Genomic DNA, 24501 nt, shown 5'->3' on the forward strand with positions numbered 1-24501 from the left:
GGCGGCAGCCAAGGCTTTCCGCCTACCTTGCTATCCGTTAAGGTAGCCGCTTCTTTCGTCAGTGTGAGCTTGATGGATGATTTTGCGGATTTTTGGATGTGTTCCAAAAACTCTGGGGTCCATTGGTTGTTTGCATCTAAGAAGTTCATAAAAATCACCTCGGATATTGAAACATATGGAAAATGGTTACATTCATTTTATCTGAACCATCTACCTATCCGCAAATTTCTTACATCACTTGCGCAGAAGGATGCCTGCCTGTGGTAAGGCTAGCCAGAAGCCCGATACAGGCATGGCAATCACCCCGACCACGCATATGCCAAGAATCGTCCACCCGAAGGTAGCCGGCGGCTCCATTCCCTTCTTTTTCATCAGCCAATCCGCCATATATCCGAGCAACATCAACAAAAAGCCAAACATCATAAACCAGAAAGCAGCATCTTCTTCCTGCCCTACCGCATTCCAAAAGCCGTTTGCGAGGATCTGCTGAAGTGGCTCCGCGTAGAAAAAGAGACCGACAACCGTATGCAGCAGTCCTGTCAAGATTAGAGTGAAACCCATTTGGCGCTTGATCCCACTTACCATGTCAATTCTCTCCTCTCAAGTTGGCCTACTCCTTGGAAATGTTGATTTTATGAGCTCTCGGACGGTCTTGTTCATCCTGTAACGCATCGATCATGCTGTCGATCACTGACCGCGATGCGAGTAGCCATTCTTTGCAGGCATTTTTCACATGTCGCTCGGTTCCATGCTGTTCCATGTTCCCGAGAATCGTCAGCACCTTATTCAATCCAGTACGTCTCAATGCTGGACAGCCCCTTCCCTTGCGCTAAAACGAATGATCAGCCGATCTTCTGCATATTTTGCTCCCGTAACCTGTCGTCCCATTAATACTCGTGGCAAAATGACTTTGCGCTTGTAGGCACCCGCATTTACGGTCAATTCATCCCCTGTTTGCGTTAAATCCAAGGCATCTTTATCCACAAAAGGAATCATCAGCTCCAAATGCAGCTCGCCGTCCACTTCTCGAATCAGTTCCGTTCTGCCCTGATAAAGCTTGGCGGATGGGTCTTCTGTTCCGAAAACGATATCAGCCAATTCTTCTAGAATGGGCAGGCCAATCACTTCTTTTGGCATCATCGGTGCTTTCAAAATCGGCAGCGGCTGAAAGTTTTCCACGATTTCGTTCTCATACTTTCGTTGCAGCTCTCGCCAGTGGGCAAAAAATCCCTCTCCCGCTTCATCCGGAAGCACCCGATTCACGATGATGGCATCGGTATTAAACCCGAACAGATTCAAATACGTAAACGAGCGCTTTGCTTCCGCAAGCACCATTTTTTCTGGGTTTACTACGATCCTCACTGATGTAATCTCCGGGTCTAAAACAATTCGTTGCATTTCCTCCAGCCCTCGAACGAGCTGCTCGACACTATCTAGCACATCATCAGAAGGAAGCTCTACTTTGTTGACGATCTTGGCCACTGGGCGAACGAGTTTGATCAGCTTGCGCTCCGTCGGAAAAATTTTCTCCAACCACCAATTCAATACGTTCGGATAACTGAGCAGACGCAGTGTTTCTCCAGTTGGGGCACAATCTACTACCAGGACGTCGAACTGCCCGCTCATGGCGTGTTCCTTGATCTGTAGCAAACTGAACAATTCCTCCATGCCAGGAAAAACGAGCATTTCCTCCGTTGTAATATCAGTCAGCTGTGCTTTGTCGAGCAGTGTTGTCAGCCATCCCTGTACTGCCCCCCAGTTGCGTTCGGTTTCCCGCAAGCTGTTTACTTCCTGGCCCCATAAATTTTCGCTAATTGGTACGGGGTCTGGTCCGATCACAGTCCCCAATGAATCAGCCAAACTGTGTGCGGCATCCGTACTGAGTACGAGCGTCCTCTTTCCCTGCTTTGCCAGCTTAACAGCAGTTGCTGCTGCAACACTCGTCTTCCCAACCCCACCTTTGCCGGTGTAGATGATGATTCTCATCTCGACTCTCTCCTTCACGATCCATTTAATACGATTTCGTAGTAATTAGACAAAAAAAGAAGCAGGTTCGAACGGACTATTCTTCAATGTTGATCTTGATGGAACGAACCTTTGTTTCACGAGGCTTGACAGGGCCTCCCTCCTGAAATACCTTGGCTGCCTTGAGTAAAAGGGTAGTGAATTGCTCCATTTCTTCCGGTGTAAATGCTTCCTGAAGCCTGCCCAGCATCGTCAGCATCATTTGCTCTGATTCTTTAGCGAGCTGTTTGCCTGGTTGTGTCAGCGTGACGAGCTTCACCCGTTGATCCTCTACAGAGGTAGCCCTCGCGATGTATCCTTTGCGTTCAAGCCGTTTCGCGATGCTGGTCATCGAACTAAGCGGCGCCCCCATCTCTTGCGCCAGCTCTGACATGGTCAAATCTCCGCGGAACAGCAATATGAGGAGGGTCGACAAATCAGAACGAGTCAGTTTTTCTTCCAGCTGCATCGTATCGGACATAAATGCGAACGGACGCAAACCGGTTTTCAGAAAGAGGTCGTATAGTTGCTGCATACCGGTGACTCCTTTTAGTACGATTTCGTAGTAATTTCCTTTTCAATCTATTACATATTTTAGGGAATGTCAACAGGTGCAAAAAGTATACCTTGCCGGGCTGACGTACATATTAATGCTGTTACGTAAGACAGGAGGAATCAAAATGAATAAACAGCGCGCGAAAGAAATCGCCGCTTCACCCGTTATGGCGAATGTTACCTGCGATGGAATACCCGTATACATCCAGCACATCGATGATGCCAATGACATGGCGAGGATTTACCCGCTCAACCAGCCCGATCAGGAGATGAGTGTGCCTGTAGCCAGCTTGCGGGAGCACGGTGAGTACTAATTTTCATCCCTTTTCATGAATGAAGGAAGGGACCTGTAGTGAATCACAGGTCCCCTTTTGATTTAAAGCAGACCTTGGATAAACGGCTGCTCCAAATTCTCCATCATCTTTTTTTGACTGGCTGCTATTTTTGCTGCGATCTGCTCCCTGCGTGCGATTGCTTCCCAGGTACAGATGAGAATTCGGTCGCCTAATTGTGGTTCGTCTGTCGAGACGAGGAGCTCCGGCAGGTCCAAGGAATAAGCGAAGTCGATGCTTTTGATGCGATACGCTAAGCAGACGAACGGAACTCCGGCAGCGGCACTCAGCACATTGGCATGCAGCTTAAAGTTAATCGTCGCCTGGAAACCTTTCATTAGCTCCAGCATTTTTGAATGGTCGTGCAGCTCCAAGTCGAGGATCGTATGCGTTGGATCGCCGATTTTTTTGTGCAGTCTTTTTATGGCTTCCCGATCCGGTCCCCACATCGTCAGCAAATGGATATCGTAGCCTAACTTGATGAGCTTCTTGGCTGCATGCACCAGCGCATCCTCTACGGCGTTCTCGTTTTTCCCATAGATGCGATTATAGGACGTCCCCCAGTTGATACCAATGGTTAATCGCTTGCTTTTGTCTGCTGATGATGCTGATGATGCAGGGAGAAGCAGCATCCCCGGGTCTCCGCTGATCCATGCTTTGTCGCTTATTCCCGCTTGCTGAAGGTATTGAAGAGTAACCGGTCCTCGTACTCCAAAAAACGTAGCGTGTTCGGCGATTTTTTTGAGCATCTGGCTCATCTTTTCATTGCCTGTCAAGAGCTTCGTAGTTAAAGTGCCAGAGGAATCGAGCAGCACCTTATCCTGTGAGTCGAATCCGCTCCCCCAGATCCATAGCCGCTTTTTCTGTTCAACAGCACGATAAGCTACATCCACATAACCGGGAACAAGAAGCGAGCCTCCCCCCAAAACGACGGTGTCATATTCGCTTAAATCGTTGAGATCAACCCCTGGCAGCGAAGGAATCACCTTGTATTTTGACGGGTCGAGATATTTGCGGGACAAATCGTGAAAGGCATCCCACATCAGTTCGTCACCCAAATTTTTGAACCCTAGCCAACCTACGTACAAAACTTTTTTCATACTCGTCTGACCTCCCCCATTCTTCAATTGAGCGTAGATGGTAAGCAAGGAGGCGCATTTCTGGGTGATATGAAAATTGGATTGGACCCACGCTCTTCCTAGACCCCCTATTTCCTTCAGCTGACTCCGGTCGCGACATGCTTGACGCAGAGCATTGTCGATCAACTGAGGAGACGGCTTCTGCACAGAGGAATGGTCACCGAAGTAACAGTCCCAAGCCAAATCGTAAGACGAAGGCGCGACCAACCCAACGTAGCCATGATTTCCGATCGCAAGCACAGGCTTTTCGCACGCCATCGCTTCGAGTGCGACCCTACCTGTTCCAATCACCAAATCACTGATTGCGTAATACGGCCGGACATCGGTTTGCTCCCCCACAATGTGGATATAGGGCTGCCCTGCTGCTTTATTCAACGCTTTTGCCAGCTCATGTACATGAATGGACTGGGCACCCGAGCCTACCACCACGATATGCAGGTTGGGGATTTCACTACGCAACGTTTTGGTTGCTCGCAACACCATGTTGCACACCGTCGCTTTTTGCCAAGCCAGCCTACTGACATACGTAACCACTGTGGCATCAGACGGCAAGGAAGGCAGCTTCACCATTTTTGCAGAGTCAGGCCGGAAATCTTCCACATCAATCCCATTGGAAATGAGTGTGGTTTTCACCCCTAGCTTTTCCCAGAATAGTTGGACAGGTTTGCTCACACTGATGACAGCGGAACAGAGCTGCGCTACTTTTATCGCTTCATCCTTTGGATAGTACGTGCCATGCAAGGTAAACACGACAGGTATGCCCAACTGACTAGCGGCAGTAGCGGCGAGTAAGCCTGAAGGAGTCTGATGCACATGGACGATGCTAATGCCATGCTGTTTCATAACCCCCTGGTAACTCTCGATCAAATGCTGCCTGCGTGCCGTGAGAGGTTCCCGTGCGGATTCGATTCGTTCAACCAAAAAACCTGCATCGACAAACTCTTGATAGAGGGGGCCGTTCCCGCCAGCATAAAACAGGTGGGCGCCCTTTTTTTGCAACGCTTTGCCCATGCTGAGAACATGTGTCTCGGTTCCGCCTGTCCCCAAATTATCCAGCACCATCAAGATGCGATCATTACTGCTATTCAAATTTTTACACCCCCTTTTTCCGATAATATTGCGCCGAACGCTGCTCAGCGTGGATTCGGTAATAGTACAACGCTTCTGCGATATTGTTGACGCCTGCTCTCGCATTCAAAGCTTTGGCGATAAATTCGTAGTCTTCTGCACCATCGATCCGACGAGTCGGGCCACCAACCTGATCAAACAAGCGCCCCCGAAACATACAGGTTCCATGACAGACACAGTGTCCGCCGCTCCCATATACCTTGCGAATGTCATCGCCGTACCTGATCCATGTTGCAAGGTCCTTTTTTTCCGGGTGATCGGACGAAAATGCGTAATAATTCGTACCGACCAAATCAATCTGGGGCTGACTTTTTAAATACTCAACCTGCCGCGAAAGGCGCAGGACATGAGAGAAATCATCCGAGTCCTGATTTGCGATGAACTCACCTCGGCTCATGTAGTGTCCGATGTTGATGGCACCCGCAAAGCCAACATTGCGAGGGAGCGCATGAATCAGCACCTGATTGTCTTCCGGAAAAAACCTTTCATTTTGTTCCAGCCACTCTCTAGCGACTTCTACCGATTGATCCGTCGAAGCATCATCAATCAGGATAATTTCCCAATTTTCATAGGTTTGCTGAAGGATGCTGTCCAGACACTCTCGTATATAAGCAGCCCTGTTGAAATTGGTAATGACGACACTCACGAGACCATCTATTCGCTGTTTTGCCACTTTCATTCCCTCCTTCCAGTCTTCTTGTTTTCACATCGCATCCTCGCTACCGTCCTTTCGCCAGAAACTGCAAGGCTTCCACGTGGTCACCCGCAATCTGTTCGACAGCAGGGGGCATTCCGGAGCTGGCGAAGTGTTTTTCTGGCCGGAGTCGGTTGGAGGTGAAGCTGTTCACCTGATGAACCAATTCCATTTTCACACCTGCCTGTGCATATGCAGCTTGTGCTTTTGGCGGGCAAAGCAGTATGTGCCACCCGAGCGGAGCAACCGCTTCCCTGCGTAAGGCAAAGGGGACGGTCACCATAGACCCGATCCCCAAATCCTTACGATTCAAAGCCAAGTTGAGAGCTTGGCGACAAGCCACAAAGATGTTGTCTGGGCAAGGGTGATTCAAAAATGTGGAAACATCATTCAGTGCCACATCCACGCCGCACTCGCACGCCAGAACAAATGGGTACAGATCATGCGCGGTCATGATAATATCCGCATCGACAAACAGCAGAATGTCGCCTTTCGACAGACTTGCCCCAATTGCTCGTCCTGTATCTACGCCCAATGCATGTGGGAACTCTACGGTCGTCACGCCGCATTCACGGGCAAGCTGTGCTGTTTGATCAACCGAGCCATTGACAACCACGATAATTTCAACCGGCTCCAGCCGAAGAACTTCACGGATCACTTGCTGGATCGTCACTGCCTCGTTAAGGGCTGGAATGATTACGGATACCGTTTTCCCACCGTAAAGAGTTGTTTGTCGCAAGGGCCATTTCCCTACCTGCGTAACAGGCATACTGCTGTTTTTATCGCTCACATTCTCAGCTATATCTCTTCGCCTGCCTCCATCGGACAGTCCGCCGCGAAAAGGAAGACGCGAGACGAGATCAAGCTGTTCGGCAATCACCAGCTTTTCATACAAAGAGAGCTCTTTGAGCAACGAACCGTGAAGCTGGGGCAAAAACAACCGATCTTCCGGTCCCATTCCAATGGTTTGAGCGGAAATGGATAGCCCGCTCACAACCGCACGCTTGTGCGCTTGGACAGGCTGTGCCAACTGTTCTACTCCGATTTTGGAAAGTGCCTCTCTGGTCATCGCGTGAGGTGTGTCCAGCAAGGAAGCTTCACGCAGGTCAGAGCGACCGAAGAGGTTATTTACCAGCAGGGAAAAGCAGTGGATGGGCCGTGGTTTTGTCATTCTCCTGTTCCGAATATCATGCTGGGGCAAAACGACCTGTGCATTTCCATATAAAATTGGGAACAAGAAGCGCTGCAATCCAGACAGCGAATCGATTTGCTCTTCGCCGAGAAAAAGTAGGACACTCCCTCTTGCATGCTTGGCAGCCTCTCTCCGCCATGCGAACAGATTCTCAACTGCTTCTGCAAGAACGACGCGAACACCTGAGCCAAGTTCCAGGGTCCTTTTCGAAATCACGATGATCTCCAGAGGTGCAAGCTGTTTACATGCGGCAATCAGCTTTGGCAGATGATCTGTGCCATGCATGGCAGGAATTAGAATGGATAGGGGCACTAGGCCCCTACTCCCATGCCGCCCCACCATTAGACGACGCGCACATACGTGATACGGTCCAGTTGAAATACCACTGTTTGACCACCGCCATAGCCTGGCTCACTTGCTGCACGCACGGTTAATGTCGAATTGGTCACGCCAAGCAACTCACCGGAGATCACATCGAATCCAATTACGACTTGTACACTATCGCCTATAAACGTTCTCAATTTCTGTACATAGTTCATTTGTCTTCTCCTCCTTACACCGCATGAACATAATTAATTTGTGTGAAACGAATCAGCACACGTGTGCCGCTTGACTCTATGATTTCGGCATAGTCCCGGCCAACCTCATCCAGGACCCCTGTGACACTCCCTGCATCTGTTCCCAGCTCGACGGTTTCATGCAAATAGCGCAGCAGCACTTTGCGAAAAGAATCGCGTTGCAAATTACTGTGGTTTTCTTGCAGAAATGCGGCGAATTCTTCTGCGTACAGTTCTTTGCGTAGCGAACTACGAATGGCATCTTCCTTGTCATTTCCGCTTCCTTCGTCTGTTTGCTCCTTGCCCCAGACGAGACGCCGAAGCCCTTGAAAATACTCTTTCAACTCTTTTTCATTCACAATTAATTTCATCTGGTCACTCTCATCTCCTTGATCCTACTCTTTTGATTTATTTTTCGCCGCTTGTACACGGTATACAAGTAAGTTCAAAAACGTACTAGGACAACTGTGCAATTTTTCGATTTTAATGAAAAGTTCACGGAATTTTTACCGAAAAGCAAAAAAAGACTGCGAAAAGTATTCGCAGCCCTTCCTTCGATATTCTACAACTCTTTCATTGTTACGTACTGTTTTGTCTAACTCTTCGCCGCCTGAGCCTTCTCGTCCCTGTTTTTGCCTAGCTCATGTTTGATGAACAAATAGCTCTCAATCTCTCGAAGGAGGTAGAACAGTGAGGCACGCGTCTCAAATTCCTCTCGCGTTCGCGGCAAATCTGCTGCCTTGATCTCCTCTTGCATCACGCGCAGTTGGTCGATAAAGCGGTAGGCAGTATTGCCCGGATGTACCGAGTCACTGATTCGCGCAAGAAAATCTGCGATTCGATGGCTCTCTGCCACCTGATTGTCCAAGGAAGAGACGATTGGCATCATGCGTTCCAATAGCTCGAACTGCTTTTGCCGCATCACAAAATACTCGTAGTACGAATCGTTACGACGGCCCAATCGATTGCCAACATCTCGTGAGGCTAAGCGAATCGCCGTTTCCAAAACACCAGTTGTTTCGATCAATTCTTTCCCGTCCCAATCACTTTCCCCGTGACGCAAGTAGTAGCAGAACTCCAGCAAGATTTTGCTGAACAGCTTCTCCACCTTTACTTGCATCCCTTTTAGCTCTTTGTCGAGACTCGGCATGTACAGATTGACCAGCAGGGCTACGCCCACACCGATGACGAGCAAAGCGACCTCATTCAGCAATAGCATCCCGTCAATTCTCTTTGAAGAATACAGATGCATGAGCACAACCATGCTGTTGACGAAGCCTTCCTGAATGCCAAAACGCACCGCGAGCGGCAAGAAAAGCAAAATGAAAAGGAGAATGGCAAGCGGCGTATAGCCCATAAGGGAAAACAGGCAGACACCGATTCCCAGACCCAATAAACTGGCCAGAATCCGATTCCACGCTGTCTGAAACGATTGCTTGACCGTCACCTGAATACACAAGATCGTAATGATCCCCGCAGAAGAAGCATACATCAAGCCTAGCTGCTGGGCGATCAGAATCGAGATAGCCGTTCCAATGGCTGTTTTTAACGTACGATAACCAATTTTAAACTTGAGAAAGCCCAGTCTTGTTCCCCTCCGCTGTCAAAAATGCTTTCCTGTTTACTTTAACAAAAAGTGTCCGGGAACCAAAGACAAGGTTTCATAAATTTTCGTAGGAATGTCGGCGCGGGTATTTATGCGGTCTGGCTTGTGCCACTCACTCGGCTACTGCTTTCGTTCCTTGGTAAAACTGTGCCACTTGCCATCTGCTGTGACGAGTCCTTTCTCTCCCACATAACGATAGACGAGGAGTGGTTGTTCGAGCATTTTATCTCTTCCATAACTCCCATCAACTTTTGGTTGAAAGTAGGTGAGCATAAGCTTCTTGTTATCTTTGACCACTTTTTTCGCCGTATTCAGATCGATAACCTCTTCATTTTTTTGGGGAAGAGATGAATCACCCGAAGGTCCATGATAATAAAAATGGTTATACAGATCCACTACTTCCCCTGTCTCAGCGTCGACATCGACTTGAAAGATGGTATCAACTACCGGTTTGCCGTTGATCAGATAGCCGAATTCAATCTCATATGGTTCATCATTTTCCCAGATTTCTTTGATCCTTTCCTCACTAGGAGCGTAGTCGACTGCATAAATTTTACCTAACTGATCAGAGTAGAATGTTTGTACGAGTTTTCGTGCATTCTCTTGTGCTTGTTCCCAGGTTATACCCTTTTCTATTTTCTTGCTCTCTTCTCTGAACCTGATTTTTGCATTCAAACTGTATTGGACTAAATAGCCACGGTCGTCAATTCCTATAGTTACAGTATCTGACTTCTCGCCATCCCCTGGTTGGGAAATAAACTCGAGATACCAGCTCTTTTCATCAGACCCTGATTCATTGATCCTGCCATTCGAACGGTATGTACCCGGAAGCTTTTTGAGCTGTTGCTCCGCTATTTTTTGCGCCTCGTCTTTTGTAATGAGCTTTCGTTCTGTTGTGGTTGGAGGAACAGCTTTCCCTAAAGGCTGTTTCTTCCTTTCTGTAGCAACCTGTCCATACGAATTGATCATTTTTCCTGTGATGGCTTCGACAAACTGTGGGTCGATTCTCTGGAATTCATAAACGAGCTGGTATGATTCAGATTCCTTACGAAAGCTGGACGCCATATTCTTGTACAAAAATGTTGGAAATGCCCCTTCATCCCATTTCTTCTCAGCTTCCGCTATCTCTATGACTTTCGAAGCATCTGGTAGTTTCCCCTCTGTCCAACGCCGCTCAAAATAGATCACTTCCCCATCATTGCCCACTATCAGACGAAACCCATTTTCCAGAAAAGGAATCCCGTTTTCGATACGAGTAAAGTTGACATCTATTCCCGGTTTATTACGCGTATAGAAAATGTCCGAATCAGGATATTCATTGGGCTTGGATAAGCGGCTCCGTTCTTCTTCTGTCGCTACTTGCTTAAGAAATTGAGTCGCCACTTGAAACGCCTGATCTTCCGTAAGTTTCTTTTGATTTGCATTCAATTCTCGTTCTTCCCCAAGAGACTCATATTTCCATATTTCCCCTGATGTTGCATCCTGTTGCACACCAAAACTTCTACCATTTTCTTTATTCCAGCTGGTATACCATATTGATTTCCCCCATAACATTTCAATGCCGTCTACAAATTCGGCATCTCTCAGCTTATACTCACCCAGCATCGCCAACTGCTTCTGGGCAAGTGCGATTGCCTCTTTCTCCGAAAGCGTCTTCTCAGCAGCATGTACGACTGGTGCCAAACTTCCGACGCCTCCTGTAGTGAACACACTTGTCATCAAAATGGAAGATGTCACACCAAGTGAAAGTCCCCACGATGAAGTACGTTTTAACACAATTCAACCTCTCCTCTCCAATTCCAAACAACCTAATTTTACCATTTTTTAAAAACAAAGGCTCAAATAAAAAAATCCGCCAATGCGACTATCTCGCACAGCGGATTTTTGGGGATGTTGATTATACTTCCAGCTTTTTCGCCAGTGTTTCTACGTTCAATACGTTTCCTACGAGGAAGTTGCCGAATTCACCGAAACGCGCACTCACTTCGTCAAAGCGCATTTCGTAGACGATATGTTTGAATTCCAGCGGATCGTTGGCAAACAGGGTAACTCCCCACTCCCAATCGTCGAAACCAACAGAGCCACCGATGATTTGCTTCACGCGGCCAGCGTAGGAGCGACCGATCAAGCCGTGGGAGCGCATCATTTCTTGGCGCTCCTGCATGGAGAGCATGTACCAGTTGTCTTGCAGATCACGCTTTTTGTTCATTGGATAGAAGCAAATGTGCTCCCATTTTGGCAGGATCGGATAGAGGCGGTCACGCACGTGCGGATTCGCTTTTGGATCTTCACCTGGGTTATGTACATAGTTGCTCAGCTCTACTACGGATACATACGAATAAGGAGCTTCTGTATAGGCAGCAAAGCGGGTTTTATTGAACGCTGTTTTGATCTCATCTAGTTCTTGCATGGTAGGACGCAGGAACATGAACACGAGGTCTGCTTTGTGTCCGAGGATGGAGTAGACAGCCGTGCTGCCTTGGTTCTCGCCCTCATTCGCTTCCCATGTGCGGATCAATGCATTCAGCTCGTCCAACGCTTCTTGGCGTTCTGCTGCGGACGCTGCTTTCCACTTTTCCCAATTGATGGTGCGGAAATTATGATACGTATACCAACCTTCTAATGTAAGCAACGCTTCGTTTGCGCTCATTCTAAATCAGCTCCTTTGAAAAATCTGGTGACCTTCTTGCAACATTCCCAGTATAGCATAAGGAACAAGTGCGTATTCGGAACAGATTGGTGAACAAGAAAAATGAAAACCAAGCGGTGCATTAGCTGCCGCTTGGTTTGGTTCCTGCCAGTACAGAGGTTGTCAGCTTGCTCGCTGCTTCCTGATCCACAATGACTGTTACATTTGGATGCAATTGCAATAAGGAAGCCGGTACATCTGCCGTAGACTCACCCTCCAGCATCAATCGCACTGCCTCTGCCTTTGCCTCTCCACTTGCGAGAAGTACGACTTTTTTAGCGCCAAGAATCGTCTTGATCCCCATGGAAACTGCCTGAGTCGGAACCTGGTCTACACTATCAAAATAGCGGGCATTTGCTTCGATCGTACTGTCAGTGAGCTGGACCACGCGTGTCAATGAGTCGGCAGGGGAGCCAGGCTCGTTGAAGCCAATGTGGCCGTTATTGCCGATCCCCAGCACCTGGATGTCGATCCCGCCTGCCAAGCGAATCGCTTCCTCATAGCGTGCACACTCTGCCAAATGATCTGTCGTATTCCCAACTGGCACATGTGTTTTCTCCGCAGGAATGTTGATGTGATTGAACAAGTTTTCTTGCATATACGAGCGATAGCTTTGCGGATGAGACGAGGTAAGTCCGACATATTCATCCAGATTAAAGCTGCTCGCCTGCGAAAAATCGATGCTCTCCGCTTGCGACAGCTTGATCAGCTCACGATACATCCCTACTGGTGTGCCTCCGGTTGCAAGGCCAAAGACAGTCTTCGGATTTGCTTTTACTTCGCTTACGAGCATTTCAGCAGCTTTTCTGCTGAGCTCCGTGTAATCTTTCACAATCACGAGCTTCATTTCCAACCACTCCTATTCAATATAAGATAAGTTCAAAAAGTCTCCCAGGACTACTCCATGATCAAAAGACGACTTTTTGAACTACCTCTTAGTATTTTCTCTCTAGGACAGCCTTCGCTGTTCTCTCTTTATATAAAAGGGCCTTTTCCTTGTTGCGCATCGTTATTGTCGTACTAATGACATCCAGTACATGCAGCTGTGCAATTTTTGCTGCGAGAGAGCCTCCCTGCAACGGACCTTCTTGCGCTGCGGTCAGAAGCGTAATGTCCGCTACATTCGTAATTGGTGAGCGTCGATAGTGCGTCAGGCAAATGCAAGTGGCGCCTGCCTGCTTGGCGACTTTCAATGAATCGATGGTGTCTTTCGTACTGCCTGATACAGACAAACCGATCGCGACATCCCCCGGTCCCAGAGTCGCTGCAGCCATCGCTTGCAGATGTGATTCATTAAAAGCGTCCACTCGAAGCCCGATCCGCAAGAACGTGTACTTGGCATCCTGAGCTGTTACCGCTGACGTACCTACCCCATAAAAATGGATCGTGTTTGCTTTTTGCAAAAGGTCTACACAGCGCTCCAACTGTTCGATCTGAAACAGGGCCGTGGTATCCCCAATCGCCTGTTGATTGGTTGCGGTTACCTTGTGCGTGATGATGTCCAGCGAATCGTCTTCTCCTACTTCGCCATGCAAGTTTTTGACTGGATTGACCAATTCCTGCGCCAATGCCAGCTTGAATTCCTGATAGCCATGAAAGCCTATTTTCCTGCAAAATCGCAAAACGGTCGTCTCGCCGACTCCTGCCTTTTCGGCAAGGTCAATCACCGATGAATAAATCACGCTGTCTGTCTGCTGTAAGACGATATGGGCAACCTTTTGCTCCGATTTCGTAAAGGAGGGAAGGAGACTCTGAATATGCAAAAGCGTATTTGTCTTTGCGATGGTAGCTGTCAATGGATGGGACAGCTCCTCCTGCTGTTTCACCATATGGCTCGCTCCCCCTTGAATATAAGTCATGATTTTCACAGTTGTTTTTACCCAAAACAAAATAGCTGTATTTCTACAGCTATTATATCAAAAAAGGAGTTCTCCGCCATATTTATTATTTTTAGTGGAGTAATTCTCCAAAATGTCAAAATGGGGTAAACAAAAAGGTCGGACATGTTGCGACCCGAAAAGATCCGTTCATTGCTGCTGGAAGCAGAATCAGATCGAGCGTCACGATTTCCCCTGCACCCAGCGTCACTGTCCCTCTCGCTTCTCCACTTCCCATCGCATTGGCTACAACCAAGTAGGTGCCGGGAGCAAGACCAGTCACCTTGTACCTGCCGAAGCTGTCTGTTTGGACGACCACAGTCGTTCTGTTTGGTTGATTCACCGTTTGCACATACACGATCGCTCCAGCAACTGGTAAACCTGTCAAACCGGATCGAACTGTTCCTTGTATCGTACCCGCTTGAGAAAGGCGGATGATGATAAAGGTTGTTTGGTTCGGCAAAACGACTGCTTCTGCCTGACCGGTACCAATACCCGGGATGGTCCCGATAACGGTATACGTACCCGGAGCCACATTGACAAAATGGAATGTTCCATCCGGCTCAGCCAGGATATTTTGCAGGCGAATCTGGTTTGAATTGAATAGTGACAATTGAATATTGTTTCCGCTGGCTTGACTACCGTCTGGCAAGAGGACAATCCCGGATATTGTTCCGACGAATGGCAATAGCTCGACTGTCGCCATGGTAGTCTCCCCGTTTGCGACCGTAACTGTACTATAATGTGTACCGAAGCCATCTGCACTTGCGATGACATTGTACTCTCCAGCCGTCAAGCCATTCACCTGGAATTGCCCACTCTGGTTCGTAACGGTGTTGGCAACAAACAGGCCGTTGGAAAACAGCTGAATCGCAACAGCCGCCCCTGTGATTGGTAGCCCCGTCAACTGATTGGTCACCTTTCCGAAGATGTTGCCCGGTAGAGGAGACATCGTGAGAATGACTCCGTTAAGTGTCTGTCCAGCAGTCACGGTGATGCTTTGCGTTGCCGCTGCGTAGTTGTCTTCACTTGCGCTTATCAAATACGTTCCTGGCGGCAGATTGCCAACAGCGAAGTTGCCCAGGTTATCCGTAATCGCACTGCCAAACAATGTCCCGTGTGAATCCTTCACCTGTATCAATGCATTGGGAACAACTACTCCACCAGATACCTGTACCTGACCTGTTACAGAAGCTGGAAAAGAGGGAAGTCCCACTTCAATCATAGTGGTCTGTCCGGAAAAGATCGTCGCACCAACAGGCTGGGTGGTGTAGTTTTGAGCGCTAATCGCAAGTGTATAGGTTAAGGGAGCCAAGCCGTCGATTTTAAACTGGCCGAGACCGTCCGTAGCCGTCCGAGACAACAAGTTGTTTGTGCCAGGGAAAAAGATCAAAACTTCCGCCCCTACCAATGGCGTACCATCAAACGCATCCCTGACGGTGCCCTGCAAAATACCAGGATTCGGGTCCAGTGGGATATTGACTGTAGCTGTTCCCCCAGGAGCTACATCAAAGGAGACACTCTCCCGCTGATAGCTTTCGTTCCTTGCCAAAATGGTGTAATTTCCAGCCACAAATCCATCAATGAAGTAAATCCCCTGAGCGTCTGTCTGGGTAGAAAAGAGGATCGTGTTATTGTTGCCCAGCAAGCGAACGAGCGTATTCGGCAATGGCGTAGCGAGAATGGCGTCACTAATTTCTCCTGTGACACTTGCAGGCAGACTCGGCAAAGAAAAATCAAGACCGGTAGTCGCTCCCAATCCGACCATAACTGTTGAAGCCTCAGCAGCGAATCCCGTAGCACTTGCGATCAGTGTATAGCTCCCAGGAGACAGTCCACTCACCATATACTGACCCTGCGCATTCGTCAGGACAATAGCCAGTATCGTTCCAGACGGACTTCCCTGTCGAACCGTAATGACCGCATCGGCAATCGGTGAGGCCGTACCTTCCTCTCGCACTGTACCAGCTATCCCACCGGGCAACTCGTTTAATGCAAAGCTTAATACGGACGCCGCCCCTGCTTGTATCTGTGCGCCAGCTACATCGCTTGCATATCCAGTTGCATTGACATTGACGGTGTACCCTCCAGGGGCCAGCCTATCAAGCGAAAAGTTACCAGTTGCATCTGTCAGTACGGAGCCCACGGCGGCACGGGTGCTGTCGAAGACGATTACCGTTGCACCAATGATCGGCAAGCCCGTCTCCAGATCAGTCACAACACCAGATAAACTGCCGGGGTTGGGAACTAATGCCTGCTGAAAGTTGGTGGTAATACCCCCTTGCAAAATAACGGCCTGCGAGACAGATACAAAATTCGGCGCAGAAACAGTTACATTTACGACACCCGACGGAAGCTTCTCCGCAAAAAAATTGCCTTGATGGTCAGTCAATAATTGAGCAAGCACAACACCATGGTTATCCGTAATGAGCACGGTGCTTCCTGGAATCCCGAATCCCGTCATCTGATTCGTCACTACACCCGAAATAGCCGCAGGCAAGTCAGGTAAAATGACAGTCGTTGAAGTTGCCGTATTGGCCGTCACGATCACACCAATACTTCCTACGGCATAGCCAGGCGCTGACGCAATAACGGTATAAACGCCGGGAGAGACACTCCCAATGAAAAATACTCCCGATTCATTCGCGAGCAAGCTCTGTTGGACTGCTTGATTGCTATCCAACAGCTTGACGCTGATTTCGCTTCCCGTAACTGGTACACCCAAGCTGTTTATGACACTGCCCACGATGGACCCAGGCAAAGGCAAAAGCGCCACACCAGCCCCCGTCGTTTCTCCACTGACTACATTGGCCCCTACTGATTGATCAGCATAGCTAGGCGCACTTACCGTGACGGTATAAGCACCCGGCAACAGATGTTGAATCAAATAGCTGCCCGTTTGGTCGGTACTTGCTGTAGCCACTACATTTCCGTTACTTATGGAACGAATCAGTACAACGGCGCCTGCAATGAATACCGCGGGATTCGTCGCGTCCGTCACCTGTCCACTAATCCCGCCTGCATTCGCCTCAAGAGTAAAGTCTACTCCGGTCTTATTTTCACCGGGTCCAAGTGTAACACCAACCGAGCCTGTAACATATTCAGGGGCACTTGCCACCACGACAAATGATCCAGCAGGCAGGTTGCCAATTGTATAGGCCCCGTTTGAATCCGTATAGCCAAAGCCTATTGTCGTCTCATTCAAATCCAGAATACGGACCACGGCATTGACAATCGGCTGCATACCCGTGTCTTGCACCGTTCCAGAAATACTGCCCGGATTCGGGATAAGTGTAAATGAAACGTTGGCCGTCTGCCCAGGTTGTACGATCGCCCCAACAGATTGAATAGCGTATCCAGGGGCGGTTGCTATAAGGATATAAGAGCCTGGTGCGACCCCTGAAAATGAAAATGCCCCATTTCCATCTGCGACGACTGTACCTCTCAACAGGTTATTGATATCAAACAATTGAATGGTGGTTCCCGGTACAACAGGTGCTACCGTACCGTTAATAAAACCGAAATCCTGATTGAGCTGAAGCTGGACAGGAGTAGTTGTATTCGCGAGCACAATGGCTCCGACATGATTGGACTGAAAACCATTCGCTGAAGCACTGATAACGTATTGACCTTTCGCCAAGCCGGTGATAACAAAGCTTCCTTGACTATCGCTGTATACTGAATGCACGACGGAGCCATTGAAATCGAGTGCATTTACTTGTGCACCAGCAATCGGCTGTAACGTCCCTGCAGCAAGCACCTGTCCTTGAATCTCACCCGGACTCGCAAACAACGCCAAGCTGACAGGCGTATTTGTGTTGGCAAGTACAGTAGCAGAAGCACTGTTCGTTTCATAATTGGTTGCACGGGCGGTAATGGTATAAACTCCGGGTGCAAGCCCTGTGATCTGGTAATTGCCCGACAGATCGCTATTTGCATGGGCGACGATTGCCCCTGTTTGGTTCAACACACTAACCTCTATCGAAGCACCTGTGATCGGCAGACCCGAGGTAGCATCAAAAACCGAACCTGAAATGCTTCCCGGCAAGTCTGCCAGCTGTACATTCACCGTTGTTGTCGTCAATGAGGTGACCATTGCCCCTGTGATCACTGTCGTTTTATTCGGAGCAGAAACGATGACAACGTACGCCTGTGGTAGCAAATTAGGTACCACATACTGTCCGTTCCCATCAGTCAATACAGTAGCGACAACAGCACCTGCTGCCGTATTTTCCCTAATGATGACAGTGGCACCCTGAATCGGCTGATTGCCGCTGTCGACCACCTGTCCTGCGATTGATCCCGGAGAAGCTTGCAGGACAAAAGCAAGGGACACTATTTCCTGAGGCTGCACAGTTGCCCCCAACACAACAGTGGAATAACCAGGAGCCGAAGCGGTTACTGTATACGTGCCTGGGGCCAGGTGCGGGAAGGAAAAGGTGCCAGCGCTGTCGGTAATGGTCTGCGCGACAGGAACAATTCCCTTCATAACTATGACAGTGGCATTACCAAGCGGATTGCTCCCTGTGTCCGAGACAGTCCCATTCAATACTCCGGCCAGTTTTTCCAATTGGAGGTCAACCGGTGTAGTAGCTCCAGCAATGATTTCTATCCCCACTGTTTGGCCCGCATACCCCTCTGCAGCAGCCGTAAGGATATAGGTTTCCGGCCCTAGCAAGGATAATGAGTAGTCTCCATTCGCGTCGGTTAATGTCTCTCCTACAGCAATTCCCGAACGAGTTACCACCTTGATGCTAGCACTTGGGATTCCCTCACCCGTTTGTGCATCGGAAATGGTTCCACTTACAGTTCCAAATGCATTCGTCAAAGAAAAATCAAGTACTTTGGCATCGCCCGCTTGCAGACTGATTCCAGCTAATTGTGTGGAAAATCCTGCGGCACTGACACGGATTTGATAAACACCCGCTGCGAGCTTGGTCAGTAGATACGTGCCAGCTCCATTTGTTGTCGTTTCCGTCAGCGTAATACCCGTCTGGCTCAGCACTTCCACCAATGCCCCTGCAATCGGTATGCCACCCGGACCTGTGACCAGACCGGATAGCTGGGCAACTGATGTCTGGAGCACTACATTTTGTGTAGTCGTCTGGGCTCGAATGACATTGATCGCGACTGTTGCTGGCTGGAATGTATCCGAACTGACTGCAAGGGTGTAGGCACCCGGCACAACATTGGTAAACTGATAAGTCCCCCCTCCCCCTGTCACTGTCTGGTTTATGGTCACGCCTGTCGTATTAATAAGCTTTACCACTGCACCTGAGATGGGTGCCAGTCCGGTATCTGTTATCGTCCCGTTCACCTGACCCGGACTCGGAGGAAGCAAAATGTCTGCTCTTGTGGTCTGCCCTGCCAAAACGCTCACGAACTGGATTTTGGGGTCATAAGTTGGCGCCGTCACCGACACAGAATACAGACCAGGAGCCAATCCAGTAAACGAATAGGCACCATCTGTGTCTGTTGTCGTCGTTCCGATTAATACGGGAATCGAATCATACAGCGCGACCTGCGCACCTGCTACAGGCAAGTTCGTGGACTGGTCAAGCACCACGCCAGCAACACTTCCAGCCAAGTTAACCGTGATGACAATATTATCCTGAACAGGAGAAAGCGTCCCGCCAGAAAAGCTGTCTACGCCAGTGACTGTCGCTGTGTTTAACCGCCGCGTTCCGCCTGGAGAGACCGCGAAAACCCCATTGATCGTAAATGACAAGCTGGCAGTAGAACCAGCGGCCAAATTGCCGATCGTCCAGCTGAGCACCTTCGTGAGGGGATTGTAGATGACAGAGCCGATACTTGTTGCGTTTACCGTAAAAGCCGTTACCTGATCCAACTCGATCAAATCGTTGACAACGACTGTCGTTGCCTGGCTCTTTCCGGTATTGGTGACAGTGATCGATCCCGTCCATTGCGATAGTTGTCCTGTGGTAACCACGGCTGGTCCTGCTGTTACCTGCTTATCGATGGCAAGGCTGGCCCGAACGTCTCCTGTCGCTACCGTAGTCGTATTGCTCAAGGAATTTTCAAAGCTAAAGCCTTCACTGCTTCGCAGAGAGTCTTTGTTGTAATTGTTGTCATTTGTAGAGGTAAAGGGGAGGAATTGAAGGGAAGTAAGGGAGTTAACACCGATCGTTGAAAAAAAAGTAGCAGCCGGCATGACCAGATCAATGAAGTAATCAGGATTGTCGCTAAAATTTGAACCATCATTCGTCAGCCGCACACGAGCCGTGTCAAAATTGATAATCGGCGCTTGCCAGTTGGGTGCTCCACTACCGTTTGTGCCCTCTGCCGGATCGTTCCAGGAGTTAAATTCAACAATGGTGTTTTGAATCAAGGCAATTCGGTTGCGCAAGCCTTGCACGCCCAACATCCATTGGTATGTGCCAGCCACACCGGTTGTATTGATCAAATATCCCCAAGCAAAGTTTTGAAACCCTGTTTTTTGCGAATTTCTTGGATCTGCGTTGACTCTCATCCGAAAATAAAGATTCGTTCCATCATACGCTGAAAAAGCAACAGGAAATGTAGCGTTTCCTACTATGTCGGCAGAGCTGGGACTTTCATCGTTCGGGACGTCTCCGAATGGACTTCCCCCGAGTATGAACGGGATGAATTGACTGTCAGAAGGATAGGCCATTTTTCTTTCTCACCTCTCCCCCTAACATATGTACATAGAGTGATATGGCCCCCGCTCTCTCTTTGCTAATTGGCTTGTCCGTGCCCGTACAAATAAAAAAAGGGCTTTCGCCCGCAAATATTTCTTGCGAGGAAACCCTCTTCCTTCCTGTATTGCCTATCTTACATAAATACGCGATAGCCAAGCAGAATAACCAGCACCAAAACGACAATACAGCCGATGAAGAAGCCGATGCTGCCTTCTTGTCGCTTTGCTTTGCCCAAGGACATTTCCATCAAACCGAAGGCGATAACCGCGATAATGCCCTTCACGTAGTAATAGAAATCTGTTGCGTGACCCACGAAAAGCATCCAAGCTCCCGATACAAGAATGATGACCATCATGAGTCTGAGCAGCATATGTACGATCTTGCCTGCTTTTGCTTTGCCCACACGATACAGGATGTAGGCAACGATCAAGAGCACGAATGCGACTTCCCAGCTACCCACATGCGCCTCAATTAACGCTTTGTACGGCAAAAAATTCAACCCCTTTACTCCTAAATTCAATCTTGTCCATTATACCAGAAGAAGGGGAAAAATGCTGATGTCCCAATGCGTGGCAGTATTGTGACTAGGCTTTATGGGGGATGAAAAAGAGGCTGCCTATGATCGGCAACCTCTTTTTTCTAGCAAACGATTCTATCGCAATAAAAATCCGTCTTTCAGCGGGTCCGTAGGGTCAACGACAAATTGATGCAGACCCGTGATGAACGCCTTGCCTTCTATGCTCGGAATGACAGCCGGATAACTGCCCACCTGTGTGGTTGCTACCACCTTGCCGATAAACTGGCTCCCAACAATTCCTTCATGAACAAACGATTCTCCAGCAGCCAGCTTGCCTCGCGCATGTAAGGTGGCTACACGAGCCGCAGTACCTGTACCGCATGGGGAGCGATCGATCTGCTTGTCGGCGAAAATCGTCACGTTGCGCAGGTCTGATCCTTCCACTCTCGGCTTATCAGAGATTATCACCCCGTAAATTCCTTTGAGCTCAGACTCCAACGGATGAACGACCTCCATTTTCGCCTCGATTTGTTCCTTGATTCTCCTTCCCCACTCTTGCAGCTCGGCCAATTGCTCAATCTCTACCTGAACCCCGATATCTTCCGCCTGTACGACTGCATAGAATGCTCCGCCAAAAGAAATGTCCACTGAAAAAGTACGTCCTCCCCACTCAATGGGAACGTCTTGTGCCAAAACAAAGGAGGGGACATTTTCAAAAGAGACGGAATGGACCAACGATTCTTCTACAGTGGCGTGTGCAATGATTCTTCCTGCCGGACTATCAATCACAATACGCTCTGTTGGATCTTCCAGCCGAAGCATTCCAGTCTCAATGGCAGCCGTCACTACCGCAATGATTCCATGCCCGCACATTGTACTGTAGCCCTCGTTATGCATGAACAGCACGCCAAATGCCGCATCTGGGCTGACGGGCTCTGTCATGACACAGCCGTACATACCATGATGCCCACGCGGTTCATACATGAGTACCCGCCGGATATGGTCCAGCTCCTCCCGAAAGTATCGTCGCTTCTCCAGAATCGTCTCGCCCGCGAGCGGTGGGATCCCGCCTGTTATGATGCGGAGCGGCTCCCCTCCGGTATGAGCCTCGATCGTCGTAAACAACTGATTGATGTGCATGACATCCTCACCTTTTTATGCGATTGGAGAAAAGCTTGATGGATCACCACGCGTATTTGATCGCGCATGTTTTCGTCGTACTGTAGAAATCAAGCGCCGCCTGACCCTGCTCCCGTGTATGTGAGCTGGACAGCTTCATGCCACCAAATGGAGCCTGGTATTCCACACCTGCCGTCTCCTGATTGACCCGAACCATCCCCGCCTGCGCCACATCCAAGAAGCGATGGGCACTCGCCAAATCTCGGGTGAACAGCGAAGCACTCAGTCCGTACACAGACTGGTTGCACAGCTCCACAGCCTCGTCAAATCCGTCTGCTGTCAAAAGCACAGCCAATGGTCCGAACACTTCCTCCTGAACGAGGCGATGATTGGCAGCGACACCCTCGACAATTTGGGGACGGATATAATAGCCTTGCTCCTCTTTTGCATATGATGGGCTTTGGGCAATGACTGTTGCTTCAGCGTTAGCCAATGCGATGTATTGCCCAACCGTCTCATACTGTGCAGCCGAGGCAACTGGCCCCAAATACGCTTCCAGATCACTGGCATCTCCTACTCGGCACGTCTCCATAGCCGATTGCAATCGCTCGACCAGTGGTTGGTAGATCGCTTTTTCTACAATGATCCTGCTGGTAGCGGTACATTTTTGACCAGCCGATCGAAACGCGCCGCTGAGCAAAATCGGAACCGTTTTGTCCAGATCAGCATCAGCCAAAACGACTGCCACATTTTTTCCGCCCATTTCGGTTTGATATTTAATATTGCGACCCGCGCACGCGATGGCAATCTGTCTGCCTGTTTCCGATGAGCCAGTAAAGCTGACTGCATCGACTTCAGCTTCATTCGTGAGTGTATTGCCGATCTCTCGGCCCTTGCCAATCACCAGATTCAACACACCCGCAGGTAGCTTCGTTTCCGCAAATATTTCAGCTAGTCGTGTCGCTGTGAGCGAACCATTTTCCGCTGGCTTCCAGATGACTGTGTTCCCGCAAATGAGTGCGGGGGCGATCTTCCAGATGGGGATCGCAACGGGGAAGTTCCAAGGTGTGATGACCGCCACGACTCCGAGCGGAACACGACGGCTGTATTGCAGGACGTTCGTATCTGAAGAAGGAATCAGGTTGCCGTTGGAACGCATCCCTTCTCCGGCATAATAGCGCAACAGACTGACCCCACGCGCCACTTCTCCGCGCATCTCGCCAAGCTGCTTGCCCATTTCTCGGCTTGCCAGCTGTGCCAAGCTGTCTGCATTTGCCTCTAATGCGGCAGCCATTTGAAAAAGGATTTCGCCACGAGCCGCACCCGTTTGTTTTGCCCAGCCGATCTGTGCCGCACGGGCTGCCTGTTCAGCGGCAAAAACATGTGACCGATCAGACAGATGTAGAACGCCGACTTCTTCTGTGATACGCGACGGGTTTTTGACCGTTAGTTCCTTCCCTGACGGCGTCATCCATTCGCCGCCAATCCAGTTTTTGCTGTGCATCCTGCCCGTCCCCCTATCGTCCACTAGTAGCGCCGGCAGCGTAGTCAAACGCCTTTTTAATTCCTGCGTAGTACTCTTCAGACAGTGGCAACCGCGGCGGACGAGTCGGTCCTACTGGGAAATTCGCCAGCTCCATCATGTATTTGATCGACTGTACCAATTGTGGACTCGCATCGTAGTGGAACAGTGGCAACAAGCGGCGATAAAGCGCTTGTGCTTCGCTGAGCTTGCCTGCCCGTGCCAGACGGAACAGCTCCACTCCTTCTTTTGGCAGCGCATTCGGCACACCCGAAATCCAACCTGTCGCCCCGATCAAGCCGCCCTCCATGACGAGATCGTCTACACCGACCATGACTTCCAAGTCCGTCTGCGCGAGAATGTCCTGCATGCGGCGTACATCACCGGAGAATTCTTTCACAGCGACGATATTTTCGAACTTCGCCAGTCTTGCCAAAATGTCCGGTGTCAGGTCGATTTTGTAGTCGTGAGGATTGTTATAGGCAATAATCGGCAGCCCGACAGTGTTCAGTGCCTCGTAGTGGGCAAACACCTCATTTTCCAATGGCTTGTAGTTAATCGGAGGCAAGGCCATCACACCTGCTGCTCCCGCATCCTTGGAGAATTGCACCCATTCCACTGCTTGACGGGTAGACGGAGCAGCAGAGCCTACAACCACCGGAACTCGACCTTTTGCAGCAGCGATCACGGTTTGAATGACTTTTGCCCGCTCTTCTCCTGTCATTGTCGCGTATTCTCCCAGCGAACCGGACGGAACCAATCCGTCTACGCCCTCCTGAATCAACCAGTCACACAATTCTGCCAAACGTTTGTAATCCACCTCATAATCGTTTGTAAACGGCGTGACAATCGCCACGTACACTCCTTCAAATCTTCCCATCTTCATTCTC

Annotated in this window: 20 protein-coding genes; 1 reads left to right on the forward strand and 19 read right to left on the reverse strand. The window is 49.4% G+C overall.

Going from position 1 to position 24501, the window contains the following annotated elements:
• Positions 1–234 precede the first annotated feature (234 nt).
• The 4 genes from PMI05_RS00385 to PMI05_RS00400 all read right to left on the reverse strand — a co-directional run bounded on the left by PMI05_RS00385 (position 235) and on the right by PMI05_RS00400 (position 2539).
• Positions 235–585, reverse strand: coding sequence for a DUF6463 family protein (locus PMI05_RS00385; protein WP_007715812.1), 351 nt, complete (start codon positions 583–585; stop codon positions 235–237).
• 25 nt (positions 586–610) lie between these two features.
• Positions 611–805 carry a hypothetical protein gene (locus PMI05_RS00390; RefSeq protein WP_052006401.1) on the reverse strand — a complete coding sequence of 65 codons (195 nt, stop codon included), beginning with the start codon at positions 803–805 and terminating at the stop codon, positions 611–613.
• Positions 802–1986 carry an ArsA family ATPase gene (locus tag PMI05_RS00395; protein WP_007715814.1) on the reverse strand — a complete coding sequence of 395 codons (1185 nt, stop codon included), beginning with the start codon at positions 1984–1986 and terminating at the stop codon, positions 802–804. Before PMI05_RS00395 ends, PMI05_RS00390 begins: the two co-directional genes overlap by 4 nt.
• A gap of 76 nt (positions 1987–2062) precedes the next feature.
• Positions 2063–2539: a MarR family winged helix-turn-helix transcriptional regulator gene (locus PMI05_RS00400; protein WP_007715815.1), complete on the reverse strand. Its 477-nt coding sequence runs from the start codon at positions 2537–2539 to the stop codon at positions 2063–2065.
• 145 nt (positions 2540–2684) lie between these two features.
• Between PMI05_RS00400 and PMI05_RS00405 the strand changes: the two genes are divergently transcribed.
• Positions 2685–2873 (forward strand): H-type small acid-soluble spore protein, encoded by a 189-nt coding sequence (locus PMI05_RS00405; RefSeq protein ID WP_007715817.1) that lies wholly within the window; start codon positions 2685–2687, stop codon positions 2871–2873.
• Positions 2874–2935: 62 nt separating this feature from the next.
• Here the strand turns inward: PMI05_RS00405 and PMI05_RS00410 are convergent, their stop codons facing one another.
• The 15 genes from PMI05_RS00410 to PMI05_RS00480 form a co-directional block, all read right to left on the reverse strand.
• Positions 2936–5119 (reverse strand): glycosyltransferase, encoded by a 2184-nt coding sequence (locus tag PMI05_RS00410; RefSeq protein WP_007715819.1) that lies wholly within the window; start codon positions 5117–5119, stop codon positions 2936–2938.
• Positions 5120–5123: 4 nt separating this feature from the next.
• On the reverse strand, positions 5124–5831 hold the full coding sequence (locus PMI05_RS00415; RefSeq protein WP_007715821.1) for a glycosyltransferase family 2 protein: 708 nt from the start codon (positions 5829–5831) through the stop codon (positions 5124–5126).
• Between the two features lie 46 nt (positions 5832–5877).
• Positions 5878–7356 (reverse strand): glycosyltransferase, encoded by a 1479-nt coding sequence (locus PMI05_RS00420; RefSeq protein ID WP_238543224.1) that lies wholly within the window; start codon positions 7354–7356, stop codon positions 5878–5880.
• A gap of 29 nt (positions 7357–7385) precedes the next feature.
• Positions 7386–7583, reverse strand: coding sequence for a hypothetical protein (locus tag PMI05_RS00425; RefSeq protein ID WP_007715825.1), 198 nt, complete (start codon positions 7581–7583; stop codon positions 7386–7388).
• A gap of 14 nt (positions 7584–7597) precedes the next feature.
• On the reverse strand, positions 7598–7972 hold the full coding sequence (locus PMI05_RS00430; RefSeq protein ID WP_007715828.1) for a hypothetical protein: 375 nt from the start codon (positions 7970–7972) through the stop codon (positions 7598–7600).
• Between the two features lie 224 nt (positions 7973–8196).
• Positions 8197–9186 carry an aromatic acid exporter family protein gene (locus tag PMI05_RS00435; RefSeq protein ID WP_081496783.1) on the reverse strand — a complete coding sequence of 330 codons (990 nt, stop codon included), beginning with the start codon at positions 9184–9186 and terminating at the stop codon, positions 8197–8199.
• Positions 9187–9327: 141 nt separating this feature from the next.
• A complete protein-coding gene (locus PMI05_RS00440) occupies positions 9328–10983 on the reverse strand; it encodes a YcdB/YcdC domain-containing protein (RefSeq protein WP_007715833.1) in 1656 nt (551 codons plus the stop codon).
• Between the two features lie 121 nt (positions 10984–11104).
• Entirely contained in the window at positions 11105–11857 is a 753-nt protein-coding gene (gene hemQ, locus PMI05_RS00445; protein WP_007715842.1) for a hydrogen peroxide-dependent heme synthase, read from the reverse strand.
• 121 nt (positions 11858–11978) lie between these two features.
• Positions 11979–12743 (reverse strand): glucosamine-6-phosphate deaminase, encoded by a 765-nt coding sequence (nagB, locus tag PMI05_RS00450; protein WP_007715845.1) that lies wholly within the window; start codon positions 12741–12743, stop codon positions 11979–11981.
• A gap of 88 nt (positions 12744–12831) precedes the next feature.
• On the reverse strand, positions 12832–13725 hold the full coding sequence (locus PMI05_RS00455) for a MurR/RpiR family transcriptional regulator (protein ID WP_007715849.1): 894 nt from the start codon (positions 13723–13725) through the stop codon (positions 12832–12834).
• Between the two features lie 145 nt (positions 13726–13870).
• Positions 13871–20425, reverse strand: a complete 6555-nt coding sequence (locus tag PMI05_RS00460) for a carboxypeptidase regulatory-like domain-containing protein (protein ID WP_007715851.1) — start codon at positions 20423–20425, stop codon at positions 13871–13873.
• Between the two features lie 161 nt (positions 20426–20586).
• The gene (locus tag PMI05_RS00465; RefSeq protein WP_007715853.1) at positions 20587–20952 is read right to left on the reverse strand and encodes a YisL family protein; all 366 of its coding nucleotides are present in this window, start codon (positions 20950–20952) and stop codon (positions 20587–20589) included.
• Positions 20953–21105: 153 nt separating this feature from the next.
• Complete coding sequence (locus PMI05_RS00470) at positions 21106–22110, reverse strand: proline racemase family protein (RefSeq protein ID WP_007715854.1); 1005 nt, start codon at positions 22108–22110, stop codon at positions 21106–21108.
• 43 nt (positions 22111–22153) lie between these two features.
• Positions 22154–23593: an aldehyde dehydrogenase family protein gene (locus tag PMI05_RS00475; protein ID WP_007715855.1), complete on the reverse strand. Its 1440-nt coding sequence runs from the start codon at positions 23591–23593 to the stop codon at positions 22154–22156.
• Between the two features lie 13 nt (positions 23594–23606).
• Complete coding sequence (locus PMI05_RS00480; RefSeq protein ID WP_007715856.1) at positions 23607–24491, reverse strand: dihydrodipicolinate synthase family protein; 885 nt, start codon at positions 24489–24491, stop codon at positions 23607–23609.
• Positions 24492–24501: the final 10 nt, after the last annotated feature.

This window comes from Brevibacillus sp. BC25 (assembly GCF_000282075.1).
In the GTDB taxonomy this organism is placed as follows: Bacteria; Bacillota; Bacilli; order Brevibacillales; family Brevibacillaceae; genus Brevibacillus.

Coding starts and splice junctions, on each gene's coding strand:
- PMI05_RS00475 (WP_007715855.1), bottom strand. CDS start 23,593: ATGCACAGCAAAAACTGGATTGGCGGCGAATGGATGACGCCGTCAGGG.
- PMI05_RS00425 (WP_007715825.1), bottom strand. CDS start 7,583: ATGAACTATGTACAGAAATTGAGAACGTTTATAGGCGATAGTGTACAA.
- PMI05_RS00400 (WP_007715815.1), bottom strand. CDS start 2,539: ATGCAGCAACTATACGACCTCTTTCTGAAAACCGGTTTGCGTCCGTTC.
- hemQ (WP_007715842.1), bottom strand. CDS start 11,857: ATGAGCGCAAACGAAGCGTTGCTTACATTAGAAGGTTGGTATACGTAT.
- PMI05_RS00430 (WP_007715828.1), bottom strand. CDS start 7,972: ATGAAATTAATTGTGAATGAAAAAGAGTTGAAAGAGTATTTTCAAGGG.
- PMI05_RS00480 (WP_007715856.1), bottom strand. CDS start 24,491: ATGGGAAGATTTGAAGGAGTGTACGTGGCGATTGTCACGCCGTTTACA.
- nagB (WP_007715845.1), bottom strand. CDS start 12,743: ATGAAGCTCGTGATTGTGAAAGATTACACGGAGCTCAGCAGAAAAGCT.
- PMI05_RS00395 (WP_007715814.1), bottom strand. CDS start 1,986: ATGAGAATCATCATCTACACCGGCAAAGGTGGGGTTGGGAAGACGAGT.
- PMI05_RS00405 (WP_007715817.1), top strand. CDS start 2,685: ATGAATAAACAGCGCGCGAAAGAAATCGCCGCTTCACCCGTTATGGCG.
- PMI05_RS00460 (WP_007715851.1), bottom strand. CDS start 20,425: ATGGCCTATCCTTCTGACAGTCAATTCATCCCGTTCATACTCGGGGGA.
- PMI05_RS00470 (WP_007715854.1), bottom strand. CDS start 22,110: ATGCACATCAATCAGTTGTTTACGACGATCGAGGCTCATACCGGAGGG.
- PMI05_RS00385 (WP_007715812.1), bottom strand. CDS start 585: ATGGTAAGTGGGATCAAGCGCCAAATGGGTTTCACTCTAATCTTGACA.
- PMI05_RS00455 (WP_007715849.1), bottom strand. CDS start 13,725: ATGGTGAAACAGCAGGAGGAGCTGTCCCATCCATTGACAGCTACCATC.